The sequence below is a fragment of the Acinetobacter lwoffii genome (assembly GCF_019343495.1).
In the GTDB taxonomy this organism is placed as follows: domain Bacteria; phylum Pseudomonadota; class Gammaproteobacteria; order Pseudomonadales; family Moraxellaceae; genus Acinetobacter; species Acinetobacter lwoffii_P.
Window position 1 is genome coordinate 2,609,317 of the sequence record NZ_CP072549.1, and the last position, 25,184, is coordinate 2,634,500.

At 45.2% G+C, this 25,184-nt stretch carries 26 protein-coding genes; 16 read left to right on the forward strand and 10 right to left on the reverse strand.

Annotated elements, in window-relative coordinates:
- Positions 1-147 precede the first annotated feature (147 nt).
- Entirely contained in the window at positions 148-1,083 is a 936-nt protein-coding gene (locus J7649_RS12255) for an LpxL/LpxP family acyltransferase (RefSeq protein WP_219308303.1), read from the reverse strand.
- 107 nt (positions 1,084-1,190) lie between these two features.
- Positions 1,191-3,095, reverse strand: coding sequence for an ATP-binding cassette domain-containing protein (locus tag J7649_RS12260; RefSeq protein ID WP_219308305.1), 1,905 nt, complete (start codon positions 3,093-3,095; stop codon positions 1,191-1,193).
- 33 nt (positions 3,096-3,128) lie between these two features.
- Between J7649_RS12260 and J7649_RS12265 the strand changes: the two genes are divergently transcribed.
- The 11 genes from J7649_RS12265 (at position 3,129) to J7649_RS12315 (ending at position 14,354) form a co-directional block, all read left to right on the forward strand.
- Positions 3,129-3,374: a SlyX family protein gene (locus tag J7649_RS12265; RefSeq protein ID WP_004278477.1), complete on the forward strand. Its 246-nt coding sequence runs from the start codon at positions 3,129-3,131 to the stop codon at positions 3,372-3,374.
- A 367-nt stretch (positions 3,375-3,741) separates the two neighbouring features.
- The gene (locus J7649_RS12270; protein ID WP_219308307.1) at positions 3,742-4,746 is read left to right on the forward strand and encodes a hypothetical protein; all 1,005 of its coding nucleotides are present in this window, start codon (positions 3,742-3,744) and stop codon (positions 4,744-4,746) included.
- A gap of 70 nt (positions 4,747-4,816) precedes the next feature.
- Positions 4,817-5,266: a hypothetical protein gene (locus J7649_RS12275; RefSeq protein WP_004647398.1), complete on the forward strand. Its 450-nt coding sequence runs from the start codon at positions 4,817-4,819 to the stop codon at positions 5,264-5,266.
- A gap of 30 nt (positions 5,267-5,296) precedes the next feature.
- Positions 5,297-7,939, forward strand: a complete 2,643-nt coding sequence (gene topA, locus J7649_RS12280; protein ID WP_219308309.1) for a type I DNA topoisomerase — start codon at positions 5,297-5,299, stop codon at positions 7,937-7,939.
- A gap of 92 nt (positions 7,940-8,031) precedes the next feature.
- A complete protein-coding gene (locus J7649_RS12285) occupies positions 8,032-8,835 on the forward strand; it encodes an NYN domain-containing protein (protein WP_219308319.1) in 804 nt (267 codons plus the stop codon).
- Between the two features lie 5 nt (positions 8,836-8,840).
- Positions 8,841-9,596, forward strand: a complete 756-nt coding sequence (locus J7649_RS12290; protein ID WP_219308330.1) for a hypothetical protein — start codon at positions 8,841-8,843, stop codon at positions 9,594-9,596.
- 65 nt (positions 9,597-9,661) lie between these two features.
- Complete coding sequence (locus J7649_RS12295) at positions 9,662-10,801, forward strand: glycerate kinase (protein ID WP_219308331.1); 1,140 nt, start codon at positions 9,662-9,664, stop codon at positions 10,799-10,801.
- 152 nt (positions 10,802-10,953) lie between these two features.
- Complete coding sequence (locus J7649_RS12300; RefSeq protein WP_219308333.1) at positions 10,954-12,942, forward strand: ATP-dependent helicase; 1,989 nt, start codon at positions 10,954-10,956, stop codon at positions 12,940-12,942.
- Between the two features lie 83 nt (positions 12,943-13,025).
- Positions 13,026-13,277: an RNA recognition motif domain-containing protein gene (locus J7649_RS12305; RefSeq protein ID WP_004729489.1), complete on the forward strand. Its 252-nt coding sequence runs from the start codon at positions 13,026-13,028 to the stop codon at positions 13,275-13,277.
- A 189-nt stretch (positions 13,278-13,466) separates the two neighbouring features.
- Positions 13,467-13,970 (forward strand): DUF6586 family protein, encoded by a 504-nt coding sequence (locus tag J7649_RS12310; protein ID WP_004278463.1) that lies wholly within the window; start codon positions 13,467-13,469, stop codon positions 13,968-13,970.
- A gap of 105 nt (positions 13,971-14,075) precedes the next feature.
- Entirely contained in the window at positions 14,076-14,354 is a 279-nt protein-coding gene (locus J7649_RS12315) for a hypothetical protein (protein WP_219308334.1), read from the forward strand.
- Between the two features lie 257 nt (positions 14,355-14,611).
- Here J7649_RS12315 and J7649_RS12320 read toward each other — a convergent pair whose 3' ends face one another.
- The 4 genes from J7649_RS12320 to J7649_RS12335 form a co-directional block, all read right to left on the reverse strand.
- Positions 14,612-16,327, reverse strand: a complete 1,716-nt coding sequence (locus J7649_RS12320) for a cation:proton antiporter (RefSeq protein WP_004647407.1) — start codon at positions 16,325-16,327, stop codon at positions 14,612-14,614.
- Positions 16,328-16,461: 134 nt separating this feature from the next.
- A complete protein-coding gene (rpmG, locus tag J7649_RS12325; protein ID WP_001205031.1) occupies positions 16,462-16,617 on the reverse strand; it encodes a 50S ribosomal protein L33 in 156 nt (51 codons plus the stop codon).
- A 12-nt stretch (positions 16,618-16,629) separates the two neighbouring features.
- A complete protein-coding gene (rpmB, locus tag J7649_RS12330; protein ID WP_000048256.1) occupies positions 16,630-16,866 on the reverse strand; it encodes a 50S ribosomal protein L28 in 237 nt (78 codons plus the stop codon).
- 165 nt (positions 16,867-17,031) lie between these two features.
- Positions 17,032-18,480 (reverse strand): coniferyl aldehyde dehydrogenase, encoded by a 1,449-nt coding sequence (locus J7649_RS12335; RefSeq protein ID WP_219308344.1) that lies wholly within the window; start codon positions 18,478-18,480, stop codon positions 17,032-17,034.
- 115 nt (positions 18,481-18,595) lie between these two features.
- Here J7649_RS12335 and J7649_RS12340 point away from each other — a divergent pair, with 115 nt between their 5' ends.
- The 5 genes from J7649_RS12340 (at position 18,596) to J7649_RS12360 (ending at position 22,255) form a co-directional block, all read left to right on the forward strand.
- Complete coding sequence (locus tag J7649_RS12340) at positions 18,596-19,327, forward strand: TetR/AcrR family transcriptional regulator (RefSeq protein ID WP_180082934.1); 732 nt, start codon at positions 18,596-18,598, stop codon at positions 19,325-19,327.
- A 48-nt stretch (positions 19,328-19,375) separates the two neighbouring features.
- Positions 19,376-20,242 (forward strand): formyltetrahydrofolate deformylase, encoded by an 867-nt coding sequence (gene purU / locus J7649_RS12345; protein WP_004278437.1) that lies wholly within the window; start codon positions 19,376-19,378, stop codon positions 20,240-20,242.
- A 192-nt stretch (positions 20,243-20,434) separates the two neighbouring features.
- Positions 20,435-21,202, forward strand: coding sequence for an energy transducer TonB (locus J7649_RS12350; protein ID WP_114541272.1), 768 nt, complete (start codon positions 20,435-20,437; stop codon positions 21,200-21,202).
- A 25-nt stretch (positions 21,203-21,227) separates the two neighbouring features.
- Positions 21,228-21,851, forward strand: a complete 624-nt coding sequence (locus tag J7649_RS12355) for a MotA/TolQ/ExbB proton channel family protein (protein WP_005250649.1) — start codon at positions 21,228-21,230, stop codon at positions 21,849-21,851.
- Complete coding sequence (locus tag J7649_RS12360) at positions 21,851-22,255, forward strand: ExbD/TolR family protein (protein ID WP_004278434.1); 405 nt, start codon at positions 21,851-21,853, stop codon at positions 22,253-22,255. Before J7649_RS12355 ends, J7649_RS12360 begins: the two co-directional genes overlap by 1 nt.
- Before the next feature lie 64 nt (positions 22,256-22,319).
- On the opposite strand, the gene msrA is transcribed toward J7649_RS12360, so the two are convergent.
- From msrA to J7649_RS12380, 4 genes are all read right to left on the reverse strand, one after another.
- Positions 22,320-22,844 carry a peptide-methionine (S)-S-oxide reductase MsrA gene (msrA, locus tag J7649_RS12365; protein WP_005107942.1) on the reverse strand — a complete coding sequence of 175 codons (525 nt, stop codon included), beginning with the start codon at positions 22,842-22,844 and terminating at the stop codon, positions 22,320-22,322.
- A gap of 110 nt (positions 22,845-22,954) precedes the next feature.
- Positions 22,955-23,416: an META domain-containing protein gene (locus tag J7649_RS12370; protein WP_004278432.1), complete on the reverse strand. Its 462-nt coding sequence runs from the start codon at positions 23,414-23,416 to the stop codon at positions 22,955-22,957.
- 102 nt (positions 23,417-23,518) lie between these two features.
- Entirely contained in the window at positions 23,519-24,568 is a 1,050-nt protein-coding gene (locus J7649_RS12375; protein ID WP_219308346.1) for an Lnb N-terminal periplasmic domain-containing protein, read from the reverse strand.
- Between the two features lie 23 nt (positions 24,569-24,591).
- Positions 24,592-25,104, reverse strand: a complete 513-nt coding sequence (locus J7649_RS12380) for a dihydrofolate reductase (protein ID WP_219308348.1) — start codon at positions 25,102-25,104, stop codon at positions 24,592-24,594.
- Between the last annotated feature and the right edge of the window lie 80 nt (positions 25,105-25,184).

Consider the following 25,184-nt stretch of genomic DNA (forward strand, 5'->3'; position numbering starts at 1 on the left):
TCACAAAAAAGCAGAACGAATTATAATATGTGAAAGCACAACCTCATTAACCCGAGTTTTACAGGATGTAGAGCTCGGGTTAAATTATTTCAATTACTTAAACATGATTTTAAGCTATAGCCCTTCAAATTCCGTGATCAAATCGATTTAGTAAATTGATTTATAACCTTCAGGGCGAGTCTTAAAACGGCGGTGGAACCACATATATTGGGTCGGTGCGATGCGCAACTGCTGCTCAATCACCCGGTTCACGCGAGTGGCATCTTCAACTTCATTCTCACTAGGGAAGTTTTCCAGTGCCGGTTCAATGAGCACATGGTAGCGCGGATTGTTAATATCGCCATGACGGTAGAAATATAAAGGAATTGCAGCCGCTTTGGTCATTTTCAGTAAACGGCGATGTGCGGTTACAGTCGCCGCAGGCACGCCAAAAAAAGGTGCCATCACGCCTTGTTTTAAACCATAATCCTGATCCGGACTGTACCAGATCGCATGGCCATTTTTCAGGTTACGTACCAGACCGCGCATATCATCATGGTCAATCTGATTGGCATAAATTGTGGCGCGACAACGGTAAATCAGCATGTCCAAAAGTGGATTATTCTGCGGACGATAGACCACATCCGGTTCAAAATATTGTGCGCAAAGATAACCACCCGCATCGAGCAAAGTTGAATGCGTGCCTAATAACAGCATGCCTTGGCCTGCGGCTTGTGCCTTCTGAATATGTTCCAAGCCTTCAATACTGACGCGGCCCTGAAACCATTTCGGACTGTACCAGGCATTCAGCGTCTCAAACACCCCCAGCATTTGATCGATAAATACCTGACGGGCATTGTCCTGTACCTGCTCTTTAGACCATTCAGGAAAACAAACTTCCAGATTGCGAAGTGTGGTTTCACGGCGTGATTTGAGGTATTTAAAAGAAAGCTGGCCCAGCAGGGACGCCAGACGATGCTGAATGGCCCAAGGTAAGATCGCCAGAATCATCAGGAAAATAATGCCTAGCCATTTGCCCCAATATTGAGGTAACAGGAATGACCATTGAAATTCACCGGGTTGATATGCAGGCTGAGTACTCATAAAATAATTTAGGGCCAAAAGATTAAATGCAGTCTAACAGAGAAGATTATTGAAATAAAAAAGCATCTGTACGAATACAGATGCTTTAGTAAAAGCTCGGGGAATATTTAGCCGTTACTTAGGTTGTCCAGTTCTTCCCAACGCTCTAATTTTTCCAGTAACAGCTCATCAATTTCGGATAAGCGTTTAGACAGTTTCAATGCTTTATCGGAATCAGTCACAAATAAAGAGCCATCAGCCAGTTGTGCGTTGATCTCGGCCTGCTCTTTTTCTAGCGCTTCCATTTCAGCAGGAAGTTGCTCGAGTGCACGTTGGTCTTTATAACTGAGTTTAACTTTTTTGGCAGCGGCCGGCGCAGTCTCGGCTTCTGCTTTGGCTATGGCTTTTTTCACGGCACTTTTTTGGTCAACCACGGTTTGATCCGGACGTTGTTCAAGATAATCCTGATAACCGCCAACATATTCGTCAATATTGCCCTTACCATCAAAGACCCAAGTGGATGTTACCACGTTGTCCATAAAGGCACGGTCATGCGAGATCAACAGCAGGGTGCCTTTGTAGCCACCCAGCATCTCTTCCAGTAACTCTAAAGTCACCATATCCAGGTCGTTGGTTGGCTCATCCATCACAATCAGGTTCGATGGTTTCAGCAACAGTTTCGCTAGCAGGATACGGTTGCGCTCACCACCTGACAAAGCTTTGACTGGTGTACGGGCACGTTCTGGCGAAAACAGGAAATCTTGTAAATAACTATAGATATGACGACGGTTACCATTCACATCCACGTGGTCAGAACCTTCTGAGACGTTATCTTTAACAGATTTTTCCAGATCCAGCGCATTACGGAGCTGGTCGAAATAGGCCACTTCTAACTGCGTACCGGTCTTCACCGTACCGCCATGTTCTAGCTCGCCCAGAATGGCTTTAATGAGGGTAGTTTTACCGACACCGTTATCACCGACCAGACCGATACGGTCGCCACGGAGGACAAGTGCAGAGAAGTTGTTGATGATCGGTGCATTGTCACCGAATTTCACACTCAGGTTCTCAATTTCAAACACCAGTTTGCCGGAACGGTTGGCATCCTGAGTCGCCATCGTCACTTTACCTTGTTGCGAACGACGTGCTCTAGATTCTTCACGTAATGCTTTTAGGGCACGGACACGACCTTCGTTACGGGTACGACGGGCTTTAATCCCTTGACGGATCCAGACTTCTTCCTCAGCCAGCTTTTTATCGAACAGCGCATTTTGCTTTTCTTCAGCTTCCATTTGCTGGGCTTTCAGGTCTAGATAACGTGAATAGTTACCTTCATAACTACGCAGTTGACCACGATCCAGTTCAACAATACGGGTAGCAATGCTATCGACAAAGGCACGGTCATGCGAAATGAACAATAGGGTCAAATTATTTTGATCGAGCAGGAATTTTTCCAGCCATTCGATACTTTCAACGTCTAAATGGTTAGTCGGTTCGTCCAGTAACAGCACATCGGGTTGGGTAAGTAAAGCACGTGCCAGTAGTACACGACGCTTACGACCACCAGATAAATCGGCAAGATCTGCATCCGGGTCCAGGCCCATTTTGCTTAAAATCGAATTGACTTTGGTTTCCAGCGCCCAGCCATCCAGCTGATCCATTTTGTGTTGCAGGTTGCCCATACGATCACAGGCGTCCATGTCACCGAGTACACAGGCTTCACTGGCAGCATGATAAGCACGCAAAACTTCCGATGCTTCACCGGCACCATCTGCCACGATATCAGCCACTTTACCTGAATCCATCGGTACATCTTGCGCCAGCATGGAAATAGTAATGCCGTTTTGTAATGAAACTTCGCCGTTGTCAGGCAGTAAACTTCCTTCAATCAGCTTAAGTAAGGTAGACTTACCCTCACCATTACGGCCAATCAAACACACTCGTTCGCCGCGTTCCAAGTTAAAATTCGCGCCGTCGAGCAGGGCGGGTCCACCAAACGCAAGTTGGACATCCCTAAGGGTAATATAGGCCATAATGTTTCCTGAAATCCCCAATGAGGACTTTAAATGACTAAACAACAAAATCTAAATGATCAGGCGTCATTTTCCGCACCCATTGAAGATTTGCAAGTGCGAATTGCATTTTTAGACGATTTAGTTGAACAGTTGAATGATCAGGTGGCTAAACAGACCCTGGAAATTGCTGATCTGAAAAAGCAAATGACGCTGTTATATCAACGTGTTGAGTCCTCCGACCTGTCTGAAGGCATTGCAGAATTTGATCCGGTTGCAGATCGCCCACCACATTATTAATTTGCAACCAATGATTTAATCAACAATGACCCTTAGGTAATCTAAGGGTTTTTTATTGAAAAATAAAAATGAACCAATCTATAAGGTGATAAAAAGAGAAATATTTTTGTTTTGAATGGGCTTTTAAATTGCCTTAAACACGCATATAAAAGTAATAAAGCGCAACGCGATGATCAAGTTCAAAAGAGTTTTCCTGCTGAAAACAAATATTCGCGCTCGTAAACAGATTTCTTGCAGGTATTTCATAAAATGCAGTTTGGATCTCTGCCGAAACAGGCCTGCACCCATTCAACCGTAAAATTATTTGACCTTTCACTCACTTCCTACTCTAATACCGGCTCTCAGGTACATTCCGGAATTGCGTCCCATGCACCCAAAAGTTGTTCTACTCGACCTCGAAAATAATTTCCCTACAGCCAAGTTAATGCGTGAGATTGTGGCGCATTATTCGACTTTATATCTGTTTAGCTGTGCTGGAAAATTTGAATTCTCTTTAGAGGATTTAACCGAGTTTGCCGGCTGGATTAGCAGTGGTCAGGTGGTAGTACTGGATACGCCTGAATCGCCACAAAAAGAATATGAATATGCGGTTATTGTCGGTCAGCTTATGGCGCTACTGGAGCCGGAAACCGAGGTTGAATTGATCTCGGCGATGGACACCTGCGAGATGTTGCAGCAGATGCTGCAGGCTTCTGATATTCCGTGTCACCTGATTCAGATTCAGCCTGATGAGACACACATTCCAACAGATCAACCTAAAAATCATCTTCCGAGTCTGGATACCATCAAGAACAAACCTGCCTTGCAACTGGTGAAAAAATACTGTGATGCGTTAGGGAAAATGAGCGGCAAACCGAATACGGTGGAAACCCTAAAAAACTCAGTGGCGAATATTCTGCAAGTGATGCCGGTAAAAGCTCAGCATGTGGTCGGCATGTTGATTAACCTGAAAATCGTCAAACGCTATGATGAGCAAATCAGCTTCCGCAAAAAAGTTTTGAAACAATGGCTGCAACTCAATCTGGATGAACAAAGCCCGGTTGAAAATCCAAAACTGGATCAGGTCATTTCCCAACTGAAGGCAGAAGAAGCTCCAGTTGAATCTGAAATACTCAAGTCACCAATCCAGTCGGCACAGCAAGACCTGTTCAAGAACTTTGGCCGGATCGATCCGGTACAACTGGAAGTGGCGCGTAAACTGCGTGAATTGCAGGGCGATAAACCCAAAGACATTTATGAGCTGCGTGATTTACTGGAACAGTTATTTCCAAAATCGGACATCCGCTTGCTGCTGAAGGAGTTGATCGAGAAAGGTTATATTTACTGGAATGGTCACGAAATTTTATATAGTCATGAAATGTTCCTGAATTAATTTTATCGTGCAAACTTGCGTTTTATATTGTGCTTATGCAACTCTAATAATAGAACATAAAGGTTGAACTATGGAAAACACTGGAATCTGGGTGACGGTGGTCATCATCATTTTCGTCATAGGGTCGATTTTCGGGTTGCGCGTGAGCCCCCGAGAAAAAGCCTTGGGCCTGATGCGTGATAAAGCCCGTAAAATGGGTTTGCATCCACGTCTGGTGGTGGCACCGGACTGGACCAAAATCCCGAAGGCGACTGAAAGTCGTGCCAGTATGGTCGCATACTACAGTGTGCTGATGCCAGATGCACGTTTGCCCTTGATGCGCGCCCGTGTTGTCGATAATAAACTCGAAATCGTGCAGGGTGATGAGAAATTTAAAGATTTTCCCATTGCATTAAAAGGCATTTATGCTATTGATATGCAGGCCAACTGTGTCGGCATGTACTGGGATGAAGAAGCTGATTTAAGAGCGACCCAACTCGACGACATCAAAGCACTGTTACACGCTTTGGCTGAACTTTAATTTAGAAATAAACAGGATTAACGGTTAATTATGGCGAACGCTCCTCGGTCCACATCAAAAAGCAGCACAGCGAAGTCTCCCGACGCTGGAAGCAAGCGTGCCCTAGTGATTGTGGAGTCGCCTGCAAAAGCGAAAACAATCAATAAGTACCTTGGTCCGAACTACATCGTAAAATCATCGGTGGGTCATGTGCGTGACTTACCGACTGGCGGTTCTGCAAAATCGACAGAGAAAAAACCAGCGACACGTACCAAACTGACGGATGCAGAAAAAGCTGAAAAATCACAGAATGCGTTGATTAACCGCATGGGTGTCGATCCGGAACATGACTGGAAAGCCAAATACGAAGTCCTTCCTGGCAAAGAACATGTGGTTGCCGAACTGAAAAAACTGGCATCGCAAGTCGATGAAGTCTATCTGGCAACGGATATGGACAGGGAAGGAGAGGCGATTGCCTGGCATTTAAAAGAAGTCATCGGCGGTGATGATTCGCGTTATCAGCGTGTGGTCTTTAATGAAATTACCAAAAATGCGATTCAGGATGCCTTTAAGCATCCGTCACGTCTGGATACCAATAAAGTCAATGCGCAGCAGGCACGCCGTTTCCTGGATCGTGTCGTGGGCTTTATGATTTCGCCATTGCTTTGGGAAAAGATTGCGCGTGGTCTGTCAGCCGGTCGTGTACAGTCGGTTGCGGTGAAGCTAGTGGTCGAGCGTGAACGTGAAATTCGTGCCTTCATTCCTGAAGAATACTGGCAGGTGTTTGCCGATACCAAATCGAAAAAAGATGATATTCGTCTCGAAGCGGTCAAGCAAAATGGCAAGACGCTCAAGCTACGCAATAAAGACGAAACTGATACCTTATTAAACCTGATCAAAGATGCGGATTATACGGTTTCTGCACGTGAAGATAAGCCAACCAAGGTTAATCCAAGTGCGCCGTATATCACGTCAACGCTACAACAGGCAGCCAGTACCCGTCTCGGTTTTTCTGTGAAGAAAACCATGATGCTGGCGCAGCGCCTGTATGAAGCCGGTTTCATTACCTATATGCGTACCGACTCGACATTCTTGAGTGATGATGCGGTGAATATGGTGCGTGGGCATATCGAATCTGAATTTGGCGAGAAGTATTTACCTGCCAAGCCGAACCGTTATGGCAATAAAGCCGGTGCGCAAGAAGCGCATGAAGCCATTCGTCCATCTATGGTTGGCTTAAAAGGCGACAGCCTAGTGGGTGTTGAGCGTGATGCACAGCGCCTCTATGACTTGATCTGGCGCCAGTTTGTTGCCTGTCAGATGACTCCGGCAGAATATTTGTCTTCTACCATTTTAGTGGATGCCAATGGCGTGGAACTGAAAGCTAAAGGCCGTACCTTGGTCTTTGATGGCTTTACTCGCGTGCGTGGTGCCAATAAAGCCGATGACGATATTTTATTGCCTGCGGTCAAAGTCGGTGAAGTGCTTAAACTTGAGAAACTTGATCCATCTCAACATTTCACCAAGCCACCGGCACGTTTTACCGAAGCCTCACTGGTCAAAGAACTGGAGAAAAAAGGCATTGGCCGTCCATCGACCTATGCTGCAATCATCTCGACCATTCAGGATCGTGGTTATGTGAAACTGGATAACCGTCGTCTCTATGCCGAGAAGATGGGCGAAATCGTCACCGATCGTCTGAATGAAAATTTTAGTAATCTGATGAACTATGCCTTTACCGCAGATCTTGAAGGTCAGCTGGATAAGGTAGCAGATGGTGAGCGTAACTGGAAAGAGCTATTAGACAGCTTCTATGGCGATTTTAAACAACGTTTGACTACAGCGCAGGGTGAAAACGGAATGCGCCGTAATCAGCCTGTAGAAGTGGATGCGGTACACTGTAAAGAATGTGACCGTCCGATGCAGATCCGTACCGGAACCACAGGTGTATTCTTGGGTTGTTCAGGCTATAACTTGCCGCCGAAAGAGCGTTGTAAGGGAACCTTGAACCTGACACCAGTTGAGTCTCTGGCTGCATTGTCTGATGATGAGGCTGCGGAAACTGCTGACCTGATGTCGAAGAAGCGTTGTCCGATCTGTGAAACTGCCATGGACAGCTATGTGATTGATGGCGGTCGTAAACTGCATATCTGTGGGAATAACCCGGACTGTAGTGGTTTTGAACTTGAAGAAGGCGAGTTCAAAATTAAAGGCTATGATGGCCCAAGCATTCCATGCGACAAGTGTGATGGCGAAATGCAGCTGAAGACAGGCCGTTTTGGTCCTTACTTTGCCTGTACCAGCTGTGACAATACCCGTAAAGTCTTAAAGAGCGGTCAGCCTGCGCCTCCACGTGTGGATCCGATCAAGATGGAGCATTTACGTTCTGCCAAGCATGACGATTTCTTTGTACTGCGTGACGGTGCAGCCGGTTTATTCCTGGCGGCGAGCAAGTTCCCGAAAGTGCGTGAAACCCGTGCACCGAAAGTGGCCGAGATTCGTTCTGTTGCTGATCAGCTTGATCCAAAGTATCAGTTTATCTTGCAGGCACCTGATGTGGACCCGGAAGGGAATCCGACTCTGGTAAAATTTAGCCGTAAGAACCAGTCACAATATATTGGTTCGGAAACTGCAGAAGGCAAGCAAACCAAATGGTCTCTGGTTTACCAGGACGGAAAATGGGTTGAAGCCTAAATTCTAAGATTCAAAAAATGCTGACGAAAGTCGGCATTTTTTATGTCAGAATCATTTATACAAAAAATTAAAAATAATATTTTGGGGTGGATGTGGATATTCAGACAAAAAAGTTCGCTGTATTAATCGATGCGGATAATTCTTCTATCAACGCGATTTCATCAGTGTTGGAAGAAGTTGCGAAATATGGCATTGCCAGTGTCAAACGTGTGTATGGGGACTGGAGTAGCGAAACTTTAAAGAAATGGCGAGATGTACTCCTTCCTCATGCCATCACTCCGGTACAACAATTCGCTTATACCAGGGGTAAAGATGCGACGGACATGATCCTGATCATTGATGCTATGGATTTACTTTATGCAGGTGCATTAGATGGATTTTGTATCGTATCCAGCGATAGCGATTTCACGCCCTTAGCTTCACGTATTCGTGAAAATGGTCTAACAGTGTATGGCTTTGGCAAAAAAGCTACGCCTGAAGCATTTAAGAAAGCCTGTGACAAGTTCATTTATATCGAAAACTTACTTGTAGATAGTGAAATTAAAAATAATGAGGATGGTGAAGAAACAGGATCAATAGATAAAAAAGTTTCGGAGATTATCAAGACTAATGGACAAAAAACTATATCTGCGCAAAAGGAAATTCAGTTACCTGAAGGGATGGATCGAGCTACGCTTAACTTAATTTATAAAGCTGTAAAAGATAATGCCGATGATAATGGATGGGCGAATTTAGGGATGGTCGGGCAGTATATCAGTGCAGTAAAGCCTGATTTTGACTCTCGTAACTATGGTAGAGCCAAATTGTCAGGATTAATAAAAACTTTAAATTTATTTGAAACAAAAATAGAAATGAGTCAGATGTATTTAAGAAAAATGAAAAAGCAGAGTGTGTAATCGATATGTGGAAAAAGATTCGGATTCTGATTTTATTAATCATCTTATTGATTGTCGCGGTCAATGCCTATCGTGATCAAAACCAGAACTGGTCAAAGCCGATTATTGTGTTGCTGCATCCGATTAATGCCGATGGATTACCGACCACACAGCAATATATCCAGCAACTGTCAGCTCAGGACCTGAATGGAGCACGGGAATATCTGGAAAAAGCAGCTCAGCAGTATCGCGGACAGCCAACTTATTTTTATTTTAATTTAGGCCGTGAGCTTAAAGTTCTACCACCCAAAGTCCCTGAGCAAGCCTCGCTCATCGATACAGTTTTATGGAGTTTAAAATTCCGGTTCTATGCTTGGAAACAGCGACAGAGTTCAGATCCTTCAGCCAATGTGACTTTATTTTTAAATTACTATGATCCTGTGCAGACCAAGCAATTGAAACATTCAACTGCCTTGCAAAAAGGCCGGATTGGTTCGGTGAATCTATTTGCATCCAAGCAACAGACTGAACAGAATAAAATTGTCTTGGTGCATGAATTACTGCATGCCTTTGGCGCTTCGGATAAATATGATTTGGCTACAGGCCAACCGATTTATCCGCTGGGTTATGCATTTCCAGATCAGCAACCCTTATTTCCGCAAACCAAGGCGGAGCTGATGGCAGGACATATTCCACTGTCTCAAACCACCAGTAAAATGCCAGAATCTTTAAATCAAACCTTGATTAATGAGATAACTGCAATTGAACTGGGCTGGAAATAAAGACTTGTGGATAGTGCTGGATTTATCCACAATTTAGACTTCATTTGTGGATAAAAGATCACACCATGCCGCTCACCTTTGTGCTTGCTCCTGACTCGTTTAAAGAAAGTATGTCTGCTGCACAGGCTTGTCAGGCCATGCAACGCGGTATCCAGAACGTCATTCCGGATGCCCATATCATTCATGTGCCAATGGCTGATGGCGGTGAAGGCACGGTCGATGCATTGATTTCAAGTTTAAAGGGGCAAAGTATTGCATGTGAAGTGACCGGACCACTGCCTGAGCAACGTATTCAGACCTATTGGGGTTTGGTTGATGCAGGTCAAACTGCTGTGATTGAAATGGCCAAGGCCAATGGCATTCATTTATTGAAACCTTCACAGCGTAATCCGATGCTCACTTCAACTTATGGCACAGGAGAAATGATCAAACAGGCATTGGACTTGAGTGTGAAAAAAATCATCATGGGGTCGGGCGGCAGTATTACCAATGATGGTGGTGCAGGGATGGCGCAAGCACTGGGTGTGCAGTTTCTAAATCATGCGGGAGAGTTAATTCAGGTCTGTGGTGGAAACTTGGATCAGGTCAAATCAATGGATTTATCTGGACTGGATCCACGTTTAGTAGATACTGAAATAATCATTGCATCGGATGTCAACAATCCACTGTGTGGACCAAATGGTGCATCGATAATCTTTGGACCACAGAAAGGTGCAACCCCGGAAATGATCAAGCAACTGGATCAAAACCTCGGTCATTTTGCCGATGTAGTCGCTGGGCAGATTGGCTGTGATTATCGTCATGTGGCAGGTGCGGGTGCAGCCGGTGGGCTGGGTTTTGGTTTAATGGCATTCACCGCTGCCTCTATTCGGTCCGGGGTGGAACTGATGATTGAACAGGTTCAACTGAGTGAGAAAATAGCGCAAGCAGATTATGTCCTGACCGGTGAAGGTAAAATTGATAGTCAAACATCTTTGGGCAAGACCCCTTTTGGGGTAGCACAGCTCGCCAGGAAATTTAATAAACCGGTAATCGCTTTTGCGGGTCTAGTCGGTGAAGGGATTGAGGATTTGTTTGAGTCAGGATTTAGCCAGATTGTTGGGATTAATCCGCCAGATTGTCCTTTAGAGGAAGCCTTAAAAAATGCAGAAATGAACTTGGAGAAAGCTGTCGCTGAGATAGTTAAAAATCTTTTGACAGAGTGAAAGTATTTCTCTCTCCTGTAATCCAGCACGCCCTGTCGTTAGCTAATATCAAATCAGGAAATAAAATTGGAGACAGTTTCAGGACAACTGAAAAGCCATAATTCTGGAAGCGATCTGTTAAACTACATACATCCACAAAATGATGAGTGAAAATGAGTTTAGCCACCCTGATTGATGAATTAAATCCCCAACAAAAGCAAGCAGCGACTACAGAAGCAAAACACAGTTTGGTGCTGGCCGGGGCAGGTTGTGGCAAAACCAAAACCATCGTGGCACGCGCAGCTTACTTGATTGAGCAGGGCGTGCCTGCCAACCAGATTCAGATTCTGACCTTTACCCGCCGGGCTGCCAGTGAAATTGTGGCGCGTGTCGAACTGGCACTCGGCGAGCAAGCTAAAGGTTTGCGAGCCTCGACCTTTCATACCTTCTGTATGTATCTGCTACGCCGTATTCCCAAAGCCTTTGGTCTGGAACAGTTTTCGATTATTGATCGTGATGATCAGCTGATGATGTTCCGCCTGATTCGCGGTCGTGATGACAAGAAAAACCCCAATCATTTGCCTAAGCCTCAGGAATTATGTGATTTGTATTCTTTTGCAAGGAATACCCGGCAAAAGCTTAGTCTGGCGCTGGAAAAACAGATGCCTGAATATCTGGCTCTCAAAGACCAGATTGCTGAAATCATGAAAGAATATGAAGCACGTAAGCAGGCACGCAGCTTTCTGGACTATGACGATATTCTGGCGGTAGTGGCTACGGCGCTGGCACAGTCCGAAGGTCTGGTCGACTATGTCGCTTCGATCTGTCGGCATATGTTGGTCGATGAAATGCAGGATACTAATCCATTGCAATGGGCTTTGCTGGAGCCACTTAAAGACCGGATCAGCCTGTTCTGTGTCGGTGATGATGCGCAGTCGATTTATGGCTTTCGTGGTGCAGACTTTGAAAATATTCACCATTTCAAAGAACGTGTGCCAGATGCGCAGATTTTCAAATTAGAAAAAAACTACCGCTCGACCCAGGAAATTCTCGATCTGTCTAACTGGCTGCTGGATCAGTCTGAAATCAAATATGACAAACGTCTGGAAGCGTATCGCGGAGAAGGTGTTAAGCCGCGCATGCATATTTTCCCGAATGAATTTGATGAAGCCAAATGGATCGCGATTGATATTAAAGAGCGTCATTATCTGCAAGGTAGTAAGTGGGGCGAGCATATGGTCTTGGTACGCTCCAGTTTTGCCGCGCGGCATATTGAAGCGGCCTGTATTGCAGCCAATGTACCCTATCGCTTTATTGGTGGCATGAAGCTGCTGGAAACGGCGCATGTCAAAGATTTGCTCAGCATGCTGCGCGTAGTTGCCAATCCGCTGGATGATATCGCCTGGATGCGTTTCTTGACCCTATGGAATGGTGTGGGTGATGTGGGTGCCAGTAAGCTGTCACAGCAGCTATTGGCTGAACCTGAAATGGATCAGATTGCAAAGAAATTAGAACAGTTTGGCAAGATACCGCTAGAAACCATTTTGATCATGCAGCAGATGAATGTGCTCAAAGGCGAAGTGCAAACCTGTGTCAGTCTGGCGATTCAGGCGATTGAATCTCAGTTAGCAGAAAACTATAAAAAGGATTGGTCACGTCGCCAGAGTGATTTTGAACTGGTTAAGCAATTGGCCTCGAAACATTCGCAGCTGAGTGAATTTTTAGAGGAATATGTACTAGATCCAGTGTCAATCTCGGAAATTGAACGCCAATCGGATCACGATGTGGTGACCTTAATCACCATTCACTCGGCCAAAGGCACCGAACAAAATGTCTGTTATGTGGCCAATGTCACGCCGGGCAATTATCCGCATGCGCGTGCTCAAGGCGACTTTGATGATGTCGAAGAAGAGCGTCGTGTGCTGTATGTGGCGCTGACCCGGGCAAAAAATGAATTGATTCTGACCAAACAGAACCTGAATCATTGGGCGCGGGAAACGGTCGATGAGCAGGGACGTAAAGTCGAAAGCTATTTCCTGAATGATCTCACCCGGCATTTATGTACCACGGAAACCCATTACAAGACCCGGCAGCAAACTGTAAAAAGTGCACTGATTGAACGCAAGTCGATTAATTTAGATTTTGGGATTGATCTCGATTAAACTATAACAAAGTTGTTTCATGCAAAAAGTAGAGTAGGCGCGTGCTTTTTGATATTTTTTGCCTATCTTCTTAAGGTTGTAAGATGAAAATTTTAGTTCGTAATTTAGAACGTACGGTCACAGAAGCCGAATTACTGAAACTGTTCCAGGAATATGGCACAGTGGAGACCTGTACTTTGGTGCTTGATGCAGCAACAGGCAAATCAAAAGGTTTTGCTTTTGTAGAAATGCCGCATGGCCGTGAAGCAGTCAAAGCCATTAAAGGCCTGAACACTTTACGCCTACACGGACATGGCATCCGCGTGAAAGCCGCAGAAGATAAGCCTCAGGCTTAAACTCAAAAAAGGAGCACTTGATAGGCTCCTTTTTTATGGCTGAAATTTATTATCGCTTTAATTAGTGAGCTCAATACTCTGAATTTCAGTGCTGGATGGATTCAGTCCGAACATCTTTTGATTGCGAAATGCAGGCGAACCTTTTACTTTATAAAAGCCAAAATTTGTTTTAAACCTTAGGAAATCTCGATGACCCGTGTTGCTCGCTATCATGCGGACCGTACCAATCAAAAACTGTATTTCGCCCGTCTATCCTGCCAGCAAGCAGAGCAAACCGAACATGTACAACAGGCTCAGGCACAACGTGAAGCAACTGTGTTTCATTTGCATGGTGCTTTGTTAGCATTTCTACAGGAACTGGTGCGTTACTATCGCCTGAATGATCCTCATCCGACGCTAAAATCGATCGAAGAACTCATGGCGGCCAAAGGCCAAATTTCGCCAGAAGTCGCGGTGCTGCAACATTTGTCCAAGAGCGGTTTCATTGCTGAACTGAAACGTGCTTACCGTCTGTGCCAGTATGCGCCCGAACCAAGTACCCCAGAACCTGAAGACGAAACCTCCTCAAATCTCATCATTAAAGTCACACAGTCTCCACAAGCATGGTTACCTGATACTGCTATATTGAGAGAGTGGCATCGTGACCTGACGCAATTAATTGATGGTTTTCGTAATGAAATGATTGAATTTTAATCGGATCGGCTGTACTTGAAATTGCAATTTTTAACCCTATATCAATTACTCTAATGATGCAAAGTGCACCCGGCGCTTTGCCACCATGTTGAACATGGAGGATATATGTCTATAGAACAGTTGAAAGATTTATTTGGTAATCAAGACGCGATTTTAGAACTCGTTCAACTTGAAGGTGGCGCGTTGGCTTTACGCAATGCAGGCTCACATAAACAGCCTTTGGTCATGATTCAATTTAATGACGAGGTGAAAGCTTTACTTGGAGAGCAGACGCCCGTGATTGCGCAACAGATGATTCAGGCAGCACTCTATGGTTTGCTGGAACAGCAGGTCAATGAGTGGCAGGCTGAAGTTGTGGATGAAGAACCACAGTATATGAGTTAATCGTTGAAATTTATTTAGAAAGCACACTATCGGTGTGCTTTTTGAGTTTTATAGGTTATTAAATTAGGCAGATTTTAAGTACCATAAAAACGTTCATTTGAAATGAAGATGAAAAATCAGTATTTTAAAATTTAAGTCGTGAGCAGTCTGAAGCCAGTGTGTTAATAAAATCTTTGGCTCAGAAATATATTGATGTCCATAAAAAAAGTTGCCAGATCCGGCAACTTTTTTATTTGGCGTTTATTCAAAGAAAAACTTTAATGAGAAGGCGTATGCTGATGCGCGATCTCAATCTGGTTCAAAATATGATTGCTCATATTTTTTGCCATTTCTTCTTTGGCATAATAAACCGCACCGACATTATCCCGACGAATGGCTTCAGCCTCTTCCTTGCTTTCCGCACAGACCAGTACCTGAATTTGTGGATTCAAGGTCTTGGCAATATCGACGATTTTATGAATATCGATGATATCCATAGGGGAAATGACCAGTAAGCGCGCATGCTGGATATGTGCCTGAATCAGTACGCCAGCCTCAGTGGCAACACCAGACACCGCAGCAATGCCTTTCTCACGTAGGTTTTCGACGATGTCACGGTTTTCTTCGGCAATCACCACCTTGATATTTTCTTGCATCAATGAGCGGGTAATGCGACGCCCGACCTCACCATGGCCAATAATGACCACCTGATCGCGCAGGTAATCCTGTGAGACTTCATCGGGTAACATCGCCAGAGGGTCACCACTGCGTTCCAGTAATCGGGCCAGAGTCGAGCGTTCCCGAATCCATTTCTGTACCGGCTCAATCGCGGAAAAGATAAAGGAGTTAAGCGTAATCGAAATTAAGGCACCTGCTAGAATCAGGTTTTGACCTTCCAGCGAAAGCAGGTTGAGCGAAACACCGAGTGCAGCCAAAATAAAGGAGAACTCACCAATCTGTGCCAGAGAAGCACCGACGGTCAAGGCGGTATTGATCGGATAACGGAAGAACAGCACCAGTGCCATCGCGGCAATAGTCTTACCAATCATGATAATCCCGACCACTGCCAGTACATGTAAAGGCTGTTCCAGCAAAATGCGCGGATCAAACAGCATGCCGACGGAGACAAAGAATAAAATCGAGAAAATTTCACGCAGTGGCAAGGTTTCTTCTTCAGCACGATGACTGAAATCAGATTCCTTAACGACCATTCCGGCAAAGAAAGCACCTAGTGCCATCGACACGCCAAAGACTTTATAGGCACCGAAGGCGATTGAAACCGCAGCAGCCACCACTGTTAAAGTAAACAGCTCACGTGAACCGAGACGCGCCACCACCCGTATGATCATTGGAATCAAGCGTTTACCAATAATCAGCATGAAGGCAATAAAGCCTGCGACTTTGAGCAGGGTAATGCCTAAGGTGAGCCAGATATTCTCATCGCTTGCACCTTCCAGCGCTTGCCCACCTAAAAGCACCGCAGTGGCAGGTAACAGTACCAGCGCCAAGACCATGACCAGATCTTCGACCAGCAACCAGCCAACAGCAATTCGGCCATTGATTGAATCCAGTAAGCCACGATCACCAAGGGCTTTGAGTAGAACCACGGTACTGGCACAAGACAGGCTTAGGCCGAAGACCAGTGCTGAGCCAAAGCTCCAGCCCCACAGCATCGAAACTCCAACCCCGAGCAAGGTGGCAACTGCAATCTGTAAAATCGCACCAGGCAGGGCAATCCGGCGGACCTGCATCAGATCGTTCAGGGAAAAATGCATTCCGACACCAAACATCAGGAACATGACGCCAAGTTCTGCCAGTTGGTTGGCCAGATGAATATCACCGACCACACCGGGTGTATGGGGACTAATCAGAATGCCGGCAATTAAGTAACCGATCAAAGGGGGAAGACGTAACCGTGCAGCGAGATAGCCAAAGACCAAAGCTAAGCCAAAACCAACAGCCAGTAATATAATGAGCTCTACGTCATGTGGCACTAAATACTCCTTTAGCTAGGTTTGCTGGGAAATAAGCACAAAAAGTGCCAAAACATGCAGAAAGTTTATCAAGTCGGATAAAAAAAGTGCAAAAAAAACGACCCGCAAAGGTCGTTTTTTTAAAGAAACTAAAATTATTTGATTTTAGCTTCTTTGAAGATTACGTGTTGACGGATTTTTGGATCAAATTTTTTGATTTCCATTTTTTCCGGCATAGTACGTTTGTTCTTAGTCGTGGTATAGAAATAACCTGTACCAGCTGAAGAAACTAAGCGAATTTTATCACGCATGGTTCAGACTCCTTAGATCTTTTGACCTTGAGCACGTAGGTCAGCAACAACCTTTTCAATGCCCAATTTGTCGATAATACGCATACCTTTAGTGGTTAAACGAAGACGTACAAAACGTTTTTCGCTTTCTAACCAGAAACGGTGGTGGTGCAGGTTCGGCTCGAACCGGCGCTTAGTTTTGTTGTTGGCGTGTGAGACGTTGTTACCAACGACTGGACGCTTGCCGGTAACTTGGCAAACCTTAGACATGGTGTAACTCCATTGATTTAGCCAACAGCAAATCTGTATGGCCAGTCAAAAATAAACGGATTGAAATCATTCAAGGGGCGTTTTATATCAAAAATGCGCTTAAAAGACAAGCGATTTTCGTCAAAACGCGGCACGAACTATATCGATAGCTCATGCCTTGATCATTTAGCGGAGAAGTATCTTCGAAATCAGCTTGTGAATCGGTTTATTGAACGGTGGCAGAATGTATTTCAAGCTGTACAGCTTTGGATTCGACATTACTGAGCGTTCATGCGACAAACTGAAGAAGCCTTCTGGGCCATGGTATTTACCCATACCTGATGCACCGACACCCCCAAATGGTAGATCGTCCTGCGCAACATGGGTCAGTACCGTATTTTGCCCGAAATGCCCTGAATGGGTACGCTGTGCGACATAATCGGCACGCGCCTGATCAAAGTCGAAGTAGTATAAAGCAAGTGGGCGTGGACGGCTATTAATAAAGTCGATGACATCGTCAATTTGATCATATTCCATGATCGGTAACAGCGGACCAAAGATTTCATGCTGCATGATCTGCATCATCGGGGTGACATTGGTCACGATGGTCGGTGCAATCTTGCGCAGATCAGCCGAGTTTTCACTACGCGGATTAATTTCAATGACTTGCGCACCCTGTTCACGCGCATCATCCAGATAGCCTTGCAGACGGTTATATTGTTTGACATTAATAATCGAGGTGTAATCCTGATTATGGGTGATATCCGGATACATGCTTTCGACACAGGCTTTAAAGTGATCAATGAACTCGGCAGTTTTTCCGAGAGGCAGGAACATATAGTCTGGCGCTACACAGGTCTGACCGGCATTCCAGAGTTTACCCACCGCAATCCGCTGCGCGACATCACGCAGATCAATCGATGGATGCACCAGTACTGGCGATTTACCGCCCAGTTCTAGAATCACCGGAACCAGATTTTCGGCAGCGGCTGCCATGACGGTTTTACCGACCGCAGTTGAGCCAGTGAAAATCAGTTTATCGAAAGGCAAACGACAGAAAGCATCTGAAATCACACCGCCACCATTCACCACAGCGACCAATTCTTTAGGGAAGGCTTCAGCCAGGGCTTTTTCCAGAACTTCACCAAAGGCAGCCGATGCACTGGAAATTTTGATCATGGCATGGTTGCCGGCCGCCAGGGCACAAATTAGTGGGCCAATCGAGAGCAACAGCGGATAGTTCCACGGTGCGATAATTCCGACTACACCCAAAGGCTGATATTGCACCCAGGCTTTGGCCGGCTGATGAATAATGCCCACATGACGCTTGGAAGGTTTCATCCACCGGGTCAGGTTTTTGCTGTAATATTTAATATGTTCCAGACAGGTGAGCAGTTCACCAATCTTGGTTTCCCCAATGGAACGGTTACCATAGTCCTGATTAATTGCGTCAGCAAATTGATCTTGATACTTAACTAAGATACGCTTAAGTCGAGCTAAACGATCGATACGTTCCTTTGCAGTCGGCAGAGGGTAGTGTAAATAAGCGTGTTTTTGTTGCGCCAAGACTTCATTCAGATATTGGCTATCAAAAAAATGTGGTGTCATTGATGTTGTTTTTGTGTGACTGTTCATGCCGCACTACCATTATTCAAAAATCGATTAATTAATTTTTAGAGCAAATACTCTAATTAGTCAAGTGACTTTGTGTGTTAGCCTGCTAATGCATGAACTGAATGGTTATTTTAGGATGTCCCAAACCAAAACCTTAAAAACTAAAGAGCGTATCTTGCAGCTCAGTTTGCAGCTGTTTAACGAGCGTGGTGAACGATCGGTAACCACCAATCACATTGCGGCTGAACTCGGCATGAGCCCGGGTAACCTGTATTATCATTTCCGCAATAAAAATGAAATTATTAAAGAATTGATGGAACAGTACCAGCACCAGACCCTGGAAATGCTGGCGCTGCCGGATGACCGTGCGCTGGATGCCAATGACAAGGTGCATTATTTTCAGGTACTGAGCAGCCAGTTATGGGCTTACCGTTTCCTGCATCGTGATGTCTATCATCTGGTAGAAAATAACGAAGATTTTCGCAAGATGTATCCACGCTTTGCCGGTCAGGTGATGCAGCAGGGCCAGAAAATCTATAAAGGCTTTGTTAATGCAGGCCTGATGGACATGACCGATTCAGAGATTGAAGCACTGATTATTAACCTGTGGATTGTGCTGACCAACTGGACCAACTTCCTGTATATGTCGGGTCATCTGACCGATTCCAATACGCTGGAAGAAAAATGGGTCTGGCAGGCACTGCGTCAAATGGTATTCCTGGAAGGGGCGTATTTACGTGGTGAAAGTCGTCAAACCTATGAAGGTTTATTGAATAGTTTGGGCTCTTCGGAACTTTTTGCCAGCCTGTCGTCGTCTAAAGATTCTGAATCTGAACAAACTATTCAGAATATCCAAGAAACGCGCTAGAATACTCGGCTTATTTTTTAATTTAACTGATTAGTGACTTAAACCAACATGAATATGACGACTGCTAACACCGCACGTTTATTGATTACTTGTGAAGACAAGCCGGGCATCGTGCAGGCTGTTTCGAGCTTCTTGTATCATCAAGGTGCCAACATTACTGCGCTTGACCAATATGCGACAGCAGCGCAGGGCGGACGTTACTTCATGCGCGTTGAATTTGAATTAGATAATCTTCAAAGTCGCAAAGAAAGTATTACCCAGACTTTTGCAGCGAATGTGGCAGAACGCTATGGCATGCAATGGCGTCTGGCTCTGGTCAGTGACGTGAAGAAAGTCGGTATTCTGGTGTCTAAAGTCGATCATGCCTTGCTTGAGCTGTTATGGCGTCATGCGCGTGGTGGTTTGCCTTGTGAAATTACCAAAGTGGTATCGAATCACGAGACTTTACGCGAAGCAGTTGAAAATTTTGGCATTCCATTCGAAGTTGTGCCGGTGACCAAAGACAACAAACCAGAAGCTTATGCAGAAATCGACCAGTTGATGCAGGGCAATGACCTGTTGGTGCTGGCGCGTTATATGCAGATTCTGGATGAAGAATTTGTCAGCAAGTGGGAAATGAAAGTGATCAACATTCACCATTCTTTCCTGCCGGCTTTTGTAGGTGCCAATCCGTACAAACAGGCCTATGAAAAAGGCGTGAAGCTGATCGGTGCAACTGCGCACTATGTGACTGCTGATCTGGATCAAGGTCCGATCATCGAGCAGGATGTGGAGCGCGTGAACCATGACTTTACTGTTGAGCAGTTACGTGAACTCGGTCAGGACGTAGAACGTAATGTATTGGCCCGTGCGGTAAAATGGCATTTGGAAGACCGTATTATTGTCGATGGCAACAAGACTGTCGTGTTCCAATAAGACTTGCATTGAGTTTTAAAAAGGCATACTTTTAGTGTGCCTTTTTTGTTTTGATGCAAAAAAAGTCAGTCAAAGGTAGGATTAGCGGTTGCAAATGAAAACACTTCTCATTTATTATTGGCATACTTTAATTGTGCTAACCGATGAGCTTGATAGTTTGTTCCACATCATCTCCTCAAGGTAATAGATTTAATGAGTCAAGTTGCTGCGCCCCAAATGCCTACACCGCCAAATCAGATGAAAAAGAAAGTCATCTCTATCGTGGCGGCTGTACTGATTGGGCATGTGGGTGTGTTATATGCGATCAGCCAGATGAAGGCGCCTGAGCTGACACCCATTGATAAGCAACCCTTAAAAGTGCGCTTTGTAAAGCTTCAGGAAGCGCCAAAACCTTTACCGCCAAAGCCGAAGGCCGAGCCACAAAAAGAGCCGCCTAAGCCTAAAGAAGTCAAAATTGTCGATAAACCGCTGCCACCACCACCGAAAAAAGTAGAAAAAATCGAGCAGGTGAAAAAGGCTGAAGCGCCAAAAGTGGTTAAAGCACCACCAGTTGAAGCAAAACCAACCCCAAGTCCGGTTGTACCGACAGTGGTCACTGAAACTAAAATTAAACCGGCACCTGCTCCGGTCGCGCCACCTGCGCCTGTGACACCGCCAGCACCTGCTGCGCCGCCATCCCCGAAAAGTGTATCGATTGGTGGGGGCGTGTCCTGGCAGCGTTCACCAAAAGTCTCACTCTCTGCAGGTGAATTAAAATCAGCCTGTTCACTGGTAGTAGATGTTTCAGCGAATGAGCAGGGTAAAGTAGTCTCTGCAACTGCACGAAATTCAAGTTGTAGCCCGGCGGTAACGCGCAAAGTAGAAGCAGCGGTACGTCGTGCACAACTCACCAAATATGTTGAAAATGGTGTGGCTTATCCAACACGCGTGGAACAGCCTTTCGATTTTCAGGTTAAATAACGGCTCACCCATTAGGAGTTCGAATATGAACTTTTCAGTTTATTGGCAACACGCTGATGCAGTCAGTAAAACGCTGTATTTCGTGTTATTGGCAATGTCGATCGCGACATGGACCATTTTTGTGCTACGTTTGATGGGCACTCGCCAGCTGAAACAGATTGCCTATGCTCAGTTATCTAAAGCATTGGAACAACTGAAAACCAAACTGGCTCCTTTGGGCTTTGAACAGCGTAAGGCAGTGGCAGAACAGGCACTGTTACGCCAGATTTCAGCAGAAAAAGCCAATGCCGAAAAAGGTGTATCAGTTCTGGGTACGATTGCCTCAATTTCACCATTTGTCGGTTTGTTCGGTACAGTATGGGGCATCTTCCATGCGTTGGTTGCTGTTGGTAAAAGTGGTCAGGCTGGTCTGGCACAAGTGGCAACCCCAGTCGGTGAAGCATTGATTATGACTGGCTTAGGTCTGGCAGTCGCGATTCCTGCGGTACTGGCTTATAACATCTGTGTCCGTGCTAATCGTGGTTTGGCACACGAGTTACAAGATCAGGCACATGGTCTGCTGATTGATACCATGCTGCAACAGGAATCTGCTGCAAAAAAGTCTGATGAAAAAGTAACACAACAGAGTTTCGTGGGAGGTCAAGCTTAATGGCTTTTCAACTGGGTGAAGACAACGATGTAGGCATGAATGAGATGAACCTCATTCCCCTCATCGACATTATGTTGGTATTGATGATCATCTTTCTGGTGACAGCGACCGTTGCGAACCCATCAATTCCATTAACCTTGCCACAAACGACTGCGGAGATTATCGATCTGCCGCCTGAAAATGTCACGATTAGCATCAATGCCGAAGGTGACATTGCCTGGAATGGTGATGTATTGACGCTGGAACAGCTTGAAACCCGTTTTAATGAAGCGGGCCAAGCTGAACGTCAGCCGACCATTGTGTTGAAAGCGGATAAAGAATCACGTTATGACTCGGTGGCGCAAGTCATGTCGCGTGCGAGTGGAGCCGGACTCAGCGATATTGCTTTTGCAACCGATAACTAAGATTTAGATAATAAAAAAAGCGACTGATTGCAGTCGCTTTTTTTATGCCCATTTTTCGTGAATCTTAATGGGTTTTTAATAGGGTCGTAAATTTGCTGCGTAATTTATTCAATTTTGGCGGAATGGCAAAATTGCAATAGCCCTGGGTCGGGTTCTTGGCAAAGAAGTTTTGATGATAGTCTTCCGCCGGATAGAAAGTTGGAGCAGGGCTCAGTTCAGTCACCACATTGATGCTATCGGTTTTCAGAGCATCGATCGCCTGCTGCGCCTGTTGCTGCTGTTCATCATTCAGATAATAAATTACAGAACGATACTGGGTGCCGACATCATTGCCCTGACGGTTTAATGTAGTCGGATCATGGGTCGCAAAAAATACATCAAGCAACTGGGTATAGTTAATCTGGTTTTCATCGAAATCGATCAGAATGACTTCGGCATGGCCGGTATTGCCATCACAGACATCATCATAGTTTGGCTGAGTTGTGTGCCCACCTGCGTAACCGCTGACGACTTGCTGAACTCCCTGAATCTGTAAAAATACGGCTTCAGTACACCAAAAGCATCCCCCACCGAAAAGTGCCTGTTGCATGGTTGATTCCTCATTCAATTAAATAACTCAATCGGGCTGATGGTTAAATTCAAGCTCATCAGTATGAAAGATAAAAAAGCCTGTCCATACAGGCTTTTTGTAGGGAAGTATTAACGCGGCTGAACAGCACTTTCTAGCTGGATCAAGAGATTCCCATGGCGATCCAGTAATTTTAAGGTTTTACCAAATACTTGATAATGTGTCACTTTGGCTAAAGCTTCATTAAATTTCTGATCAAGCTGATCGTTGTTCATACAGGCCATACGGGTAGTGGCCATTTGGTTCAGGGTCAGCGTGTCTTTCGCTGCTGTGTAACTGCCCATAATCCGGTTACAGCTATCTGAACCTGAAACGCGCTGGGTACTGGCATCAAATTGCAGACTCGGAACATTGCGTGCGGTTGGCGCAGTCTTGATTTCAGTATTACCAATCTGGGTCGCAATCCAAGTACGATTTTGCAAAAGTTGTAAATGATTCGCGGTTTGTGTCGTGGCTGTATTGGGCACAGTTTCGCAGCCCATGACCGTTAGAACCGAGCCTAAAATCGCGATTGCAGTTAATTTTTTTAGCATGAGAGATACTCTGATCATTGACTAGCTATTTGTATATAAACAAAAAAATGATCAAGGTTCCAGTTGATTTTGTATCTTTATTGAAGTGGATTTGCTACACAGTTATTGCATGTCGGGTTTTGGTAGGCCCTGCCGGATCAGGCGTGAATAGTCCTGACTGGAGAGATTAGCGGTGCGTTCTACCCGTGGATTGACATGTGCCCGTTGATACCAGGTGTGCATATCCCAAGACTGTTCCAGTACTTTAAGATCATAGAGATAATTCGGTAAATAGCCGGAGGCAAGCAACCGGTAATCTGAGGGTAGCTGTTGTTGCGATATCGCCTGAACCATATCAAAGACTAGTGTGGTGCAATTACTGGTCAGGGTATTGTACCATTTTGGCTTTTGGGCCAGTTCATCGGCCTGACGCAGATATTCCTTGAATAGCGCTTTAGCCTGAGCTTGCGGCATTTTGACTGGGAAAAAATAGACCTGTTCACCACGGACATTGCTGCGGGTATAGACAATATCCTTTTCGTCCGATGCGACCAGACTCAGTTCATATTTTCGGAAAAAGCCACCAATTGCTGAAAACTCTTCATTCTTTTCCTTACGGATTTCAATCGAGAAGGTGAGTGGCTTTTGATTGGCAAAATCAAAGCTGACCAGGGTATGGGCAATTTTAGGACCCATCCAGTAGGAAGTAATGATGTTCACGCCAGTAATCTGATTCAGGTCAAAACTACGGCTTTCCCAGCGTTCGATATAGCGACCATCGGCTTGCCAGTCAAAGTTGCGGATATTGTGCAAGGTAACCTGATCGTCTTGCTGCTCATAATGCAGGAGCTGGGCAACCTCAGGATTCCACTCCCGGTCCTGACGCGCTTCCAGACTAAAATATCCCAGCAAACAGAATAAAAAAGCCAGAAGATAAAGAACGCTATCAATTTGGCGGGAGATCAGATGCCGGGTGAAATAAATTCCGAGAACGACCAACGCAAAGGTCAGCCAGAGTCCAATCAGCAGCAAGCTGCCGATTTTGCCGATGGGTAGATGAACCCAGAGCATCAGGCTGAGCCACAAACTCGACAGAATGACGAATAAAGTAAACAGGCTGCCTAGCAGCCACAGACTCCAATGTCTAGAAATGTATTCGCGTCCCTGCATCATCACTTTTTTATGAGAAATAGGTTTTATTTTCTGTAGGTTGCGAACTCAAAAGCAATGCCGGTTTTGTCGTCGATATGTTGCTCGGCAGCGACTTTTTTAAATTCTGCCGGAATCGCTGGATAATAGGCATCGCCCTGTACATCCAGTTCAACATGGGTCAGTTCCAGACGGTCTGTAATATTCATGGTCTGTTTAAAGATTTCACCGCCACCAATGATGAAAATGGTGTCAGGTTTTTCTGAAACCTTCACATCTGCCACGGCCTGGCTCAGTGCATCTTCAATGCTATAAGCGACTTTGGTACCTGCAAATGCCCAGTTTGGATCACGAGTAATGACCCAGTTCACCCGTTTAGGTAGAGTACGTCCCATTGATTCTAGTGTCTTGCGACCCATCACCACCACACCGCCTTGGGTGATTTCCTTGAAGTGTTTCAGATCTGCCGAAATATGCCAAGGCAGATCATTACCTTTGCCGATACAACGCTGCTGATCCATGGCGACGACGTGTACAACTTCTAAATCTTGAAATGACATGTATTGAATCCTTCTTATCAAACCCAAAGTCCTTCGTGTAATTTTTTACTGGTACGAAAGAAAGGTTAAAAATCTATATT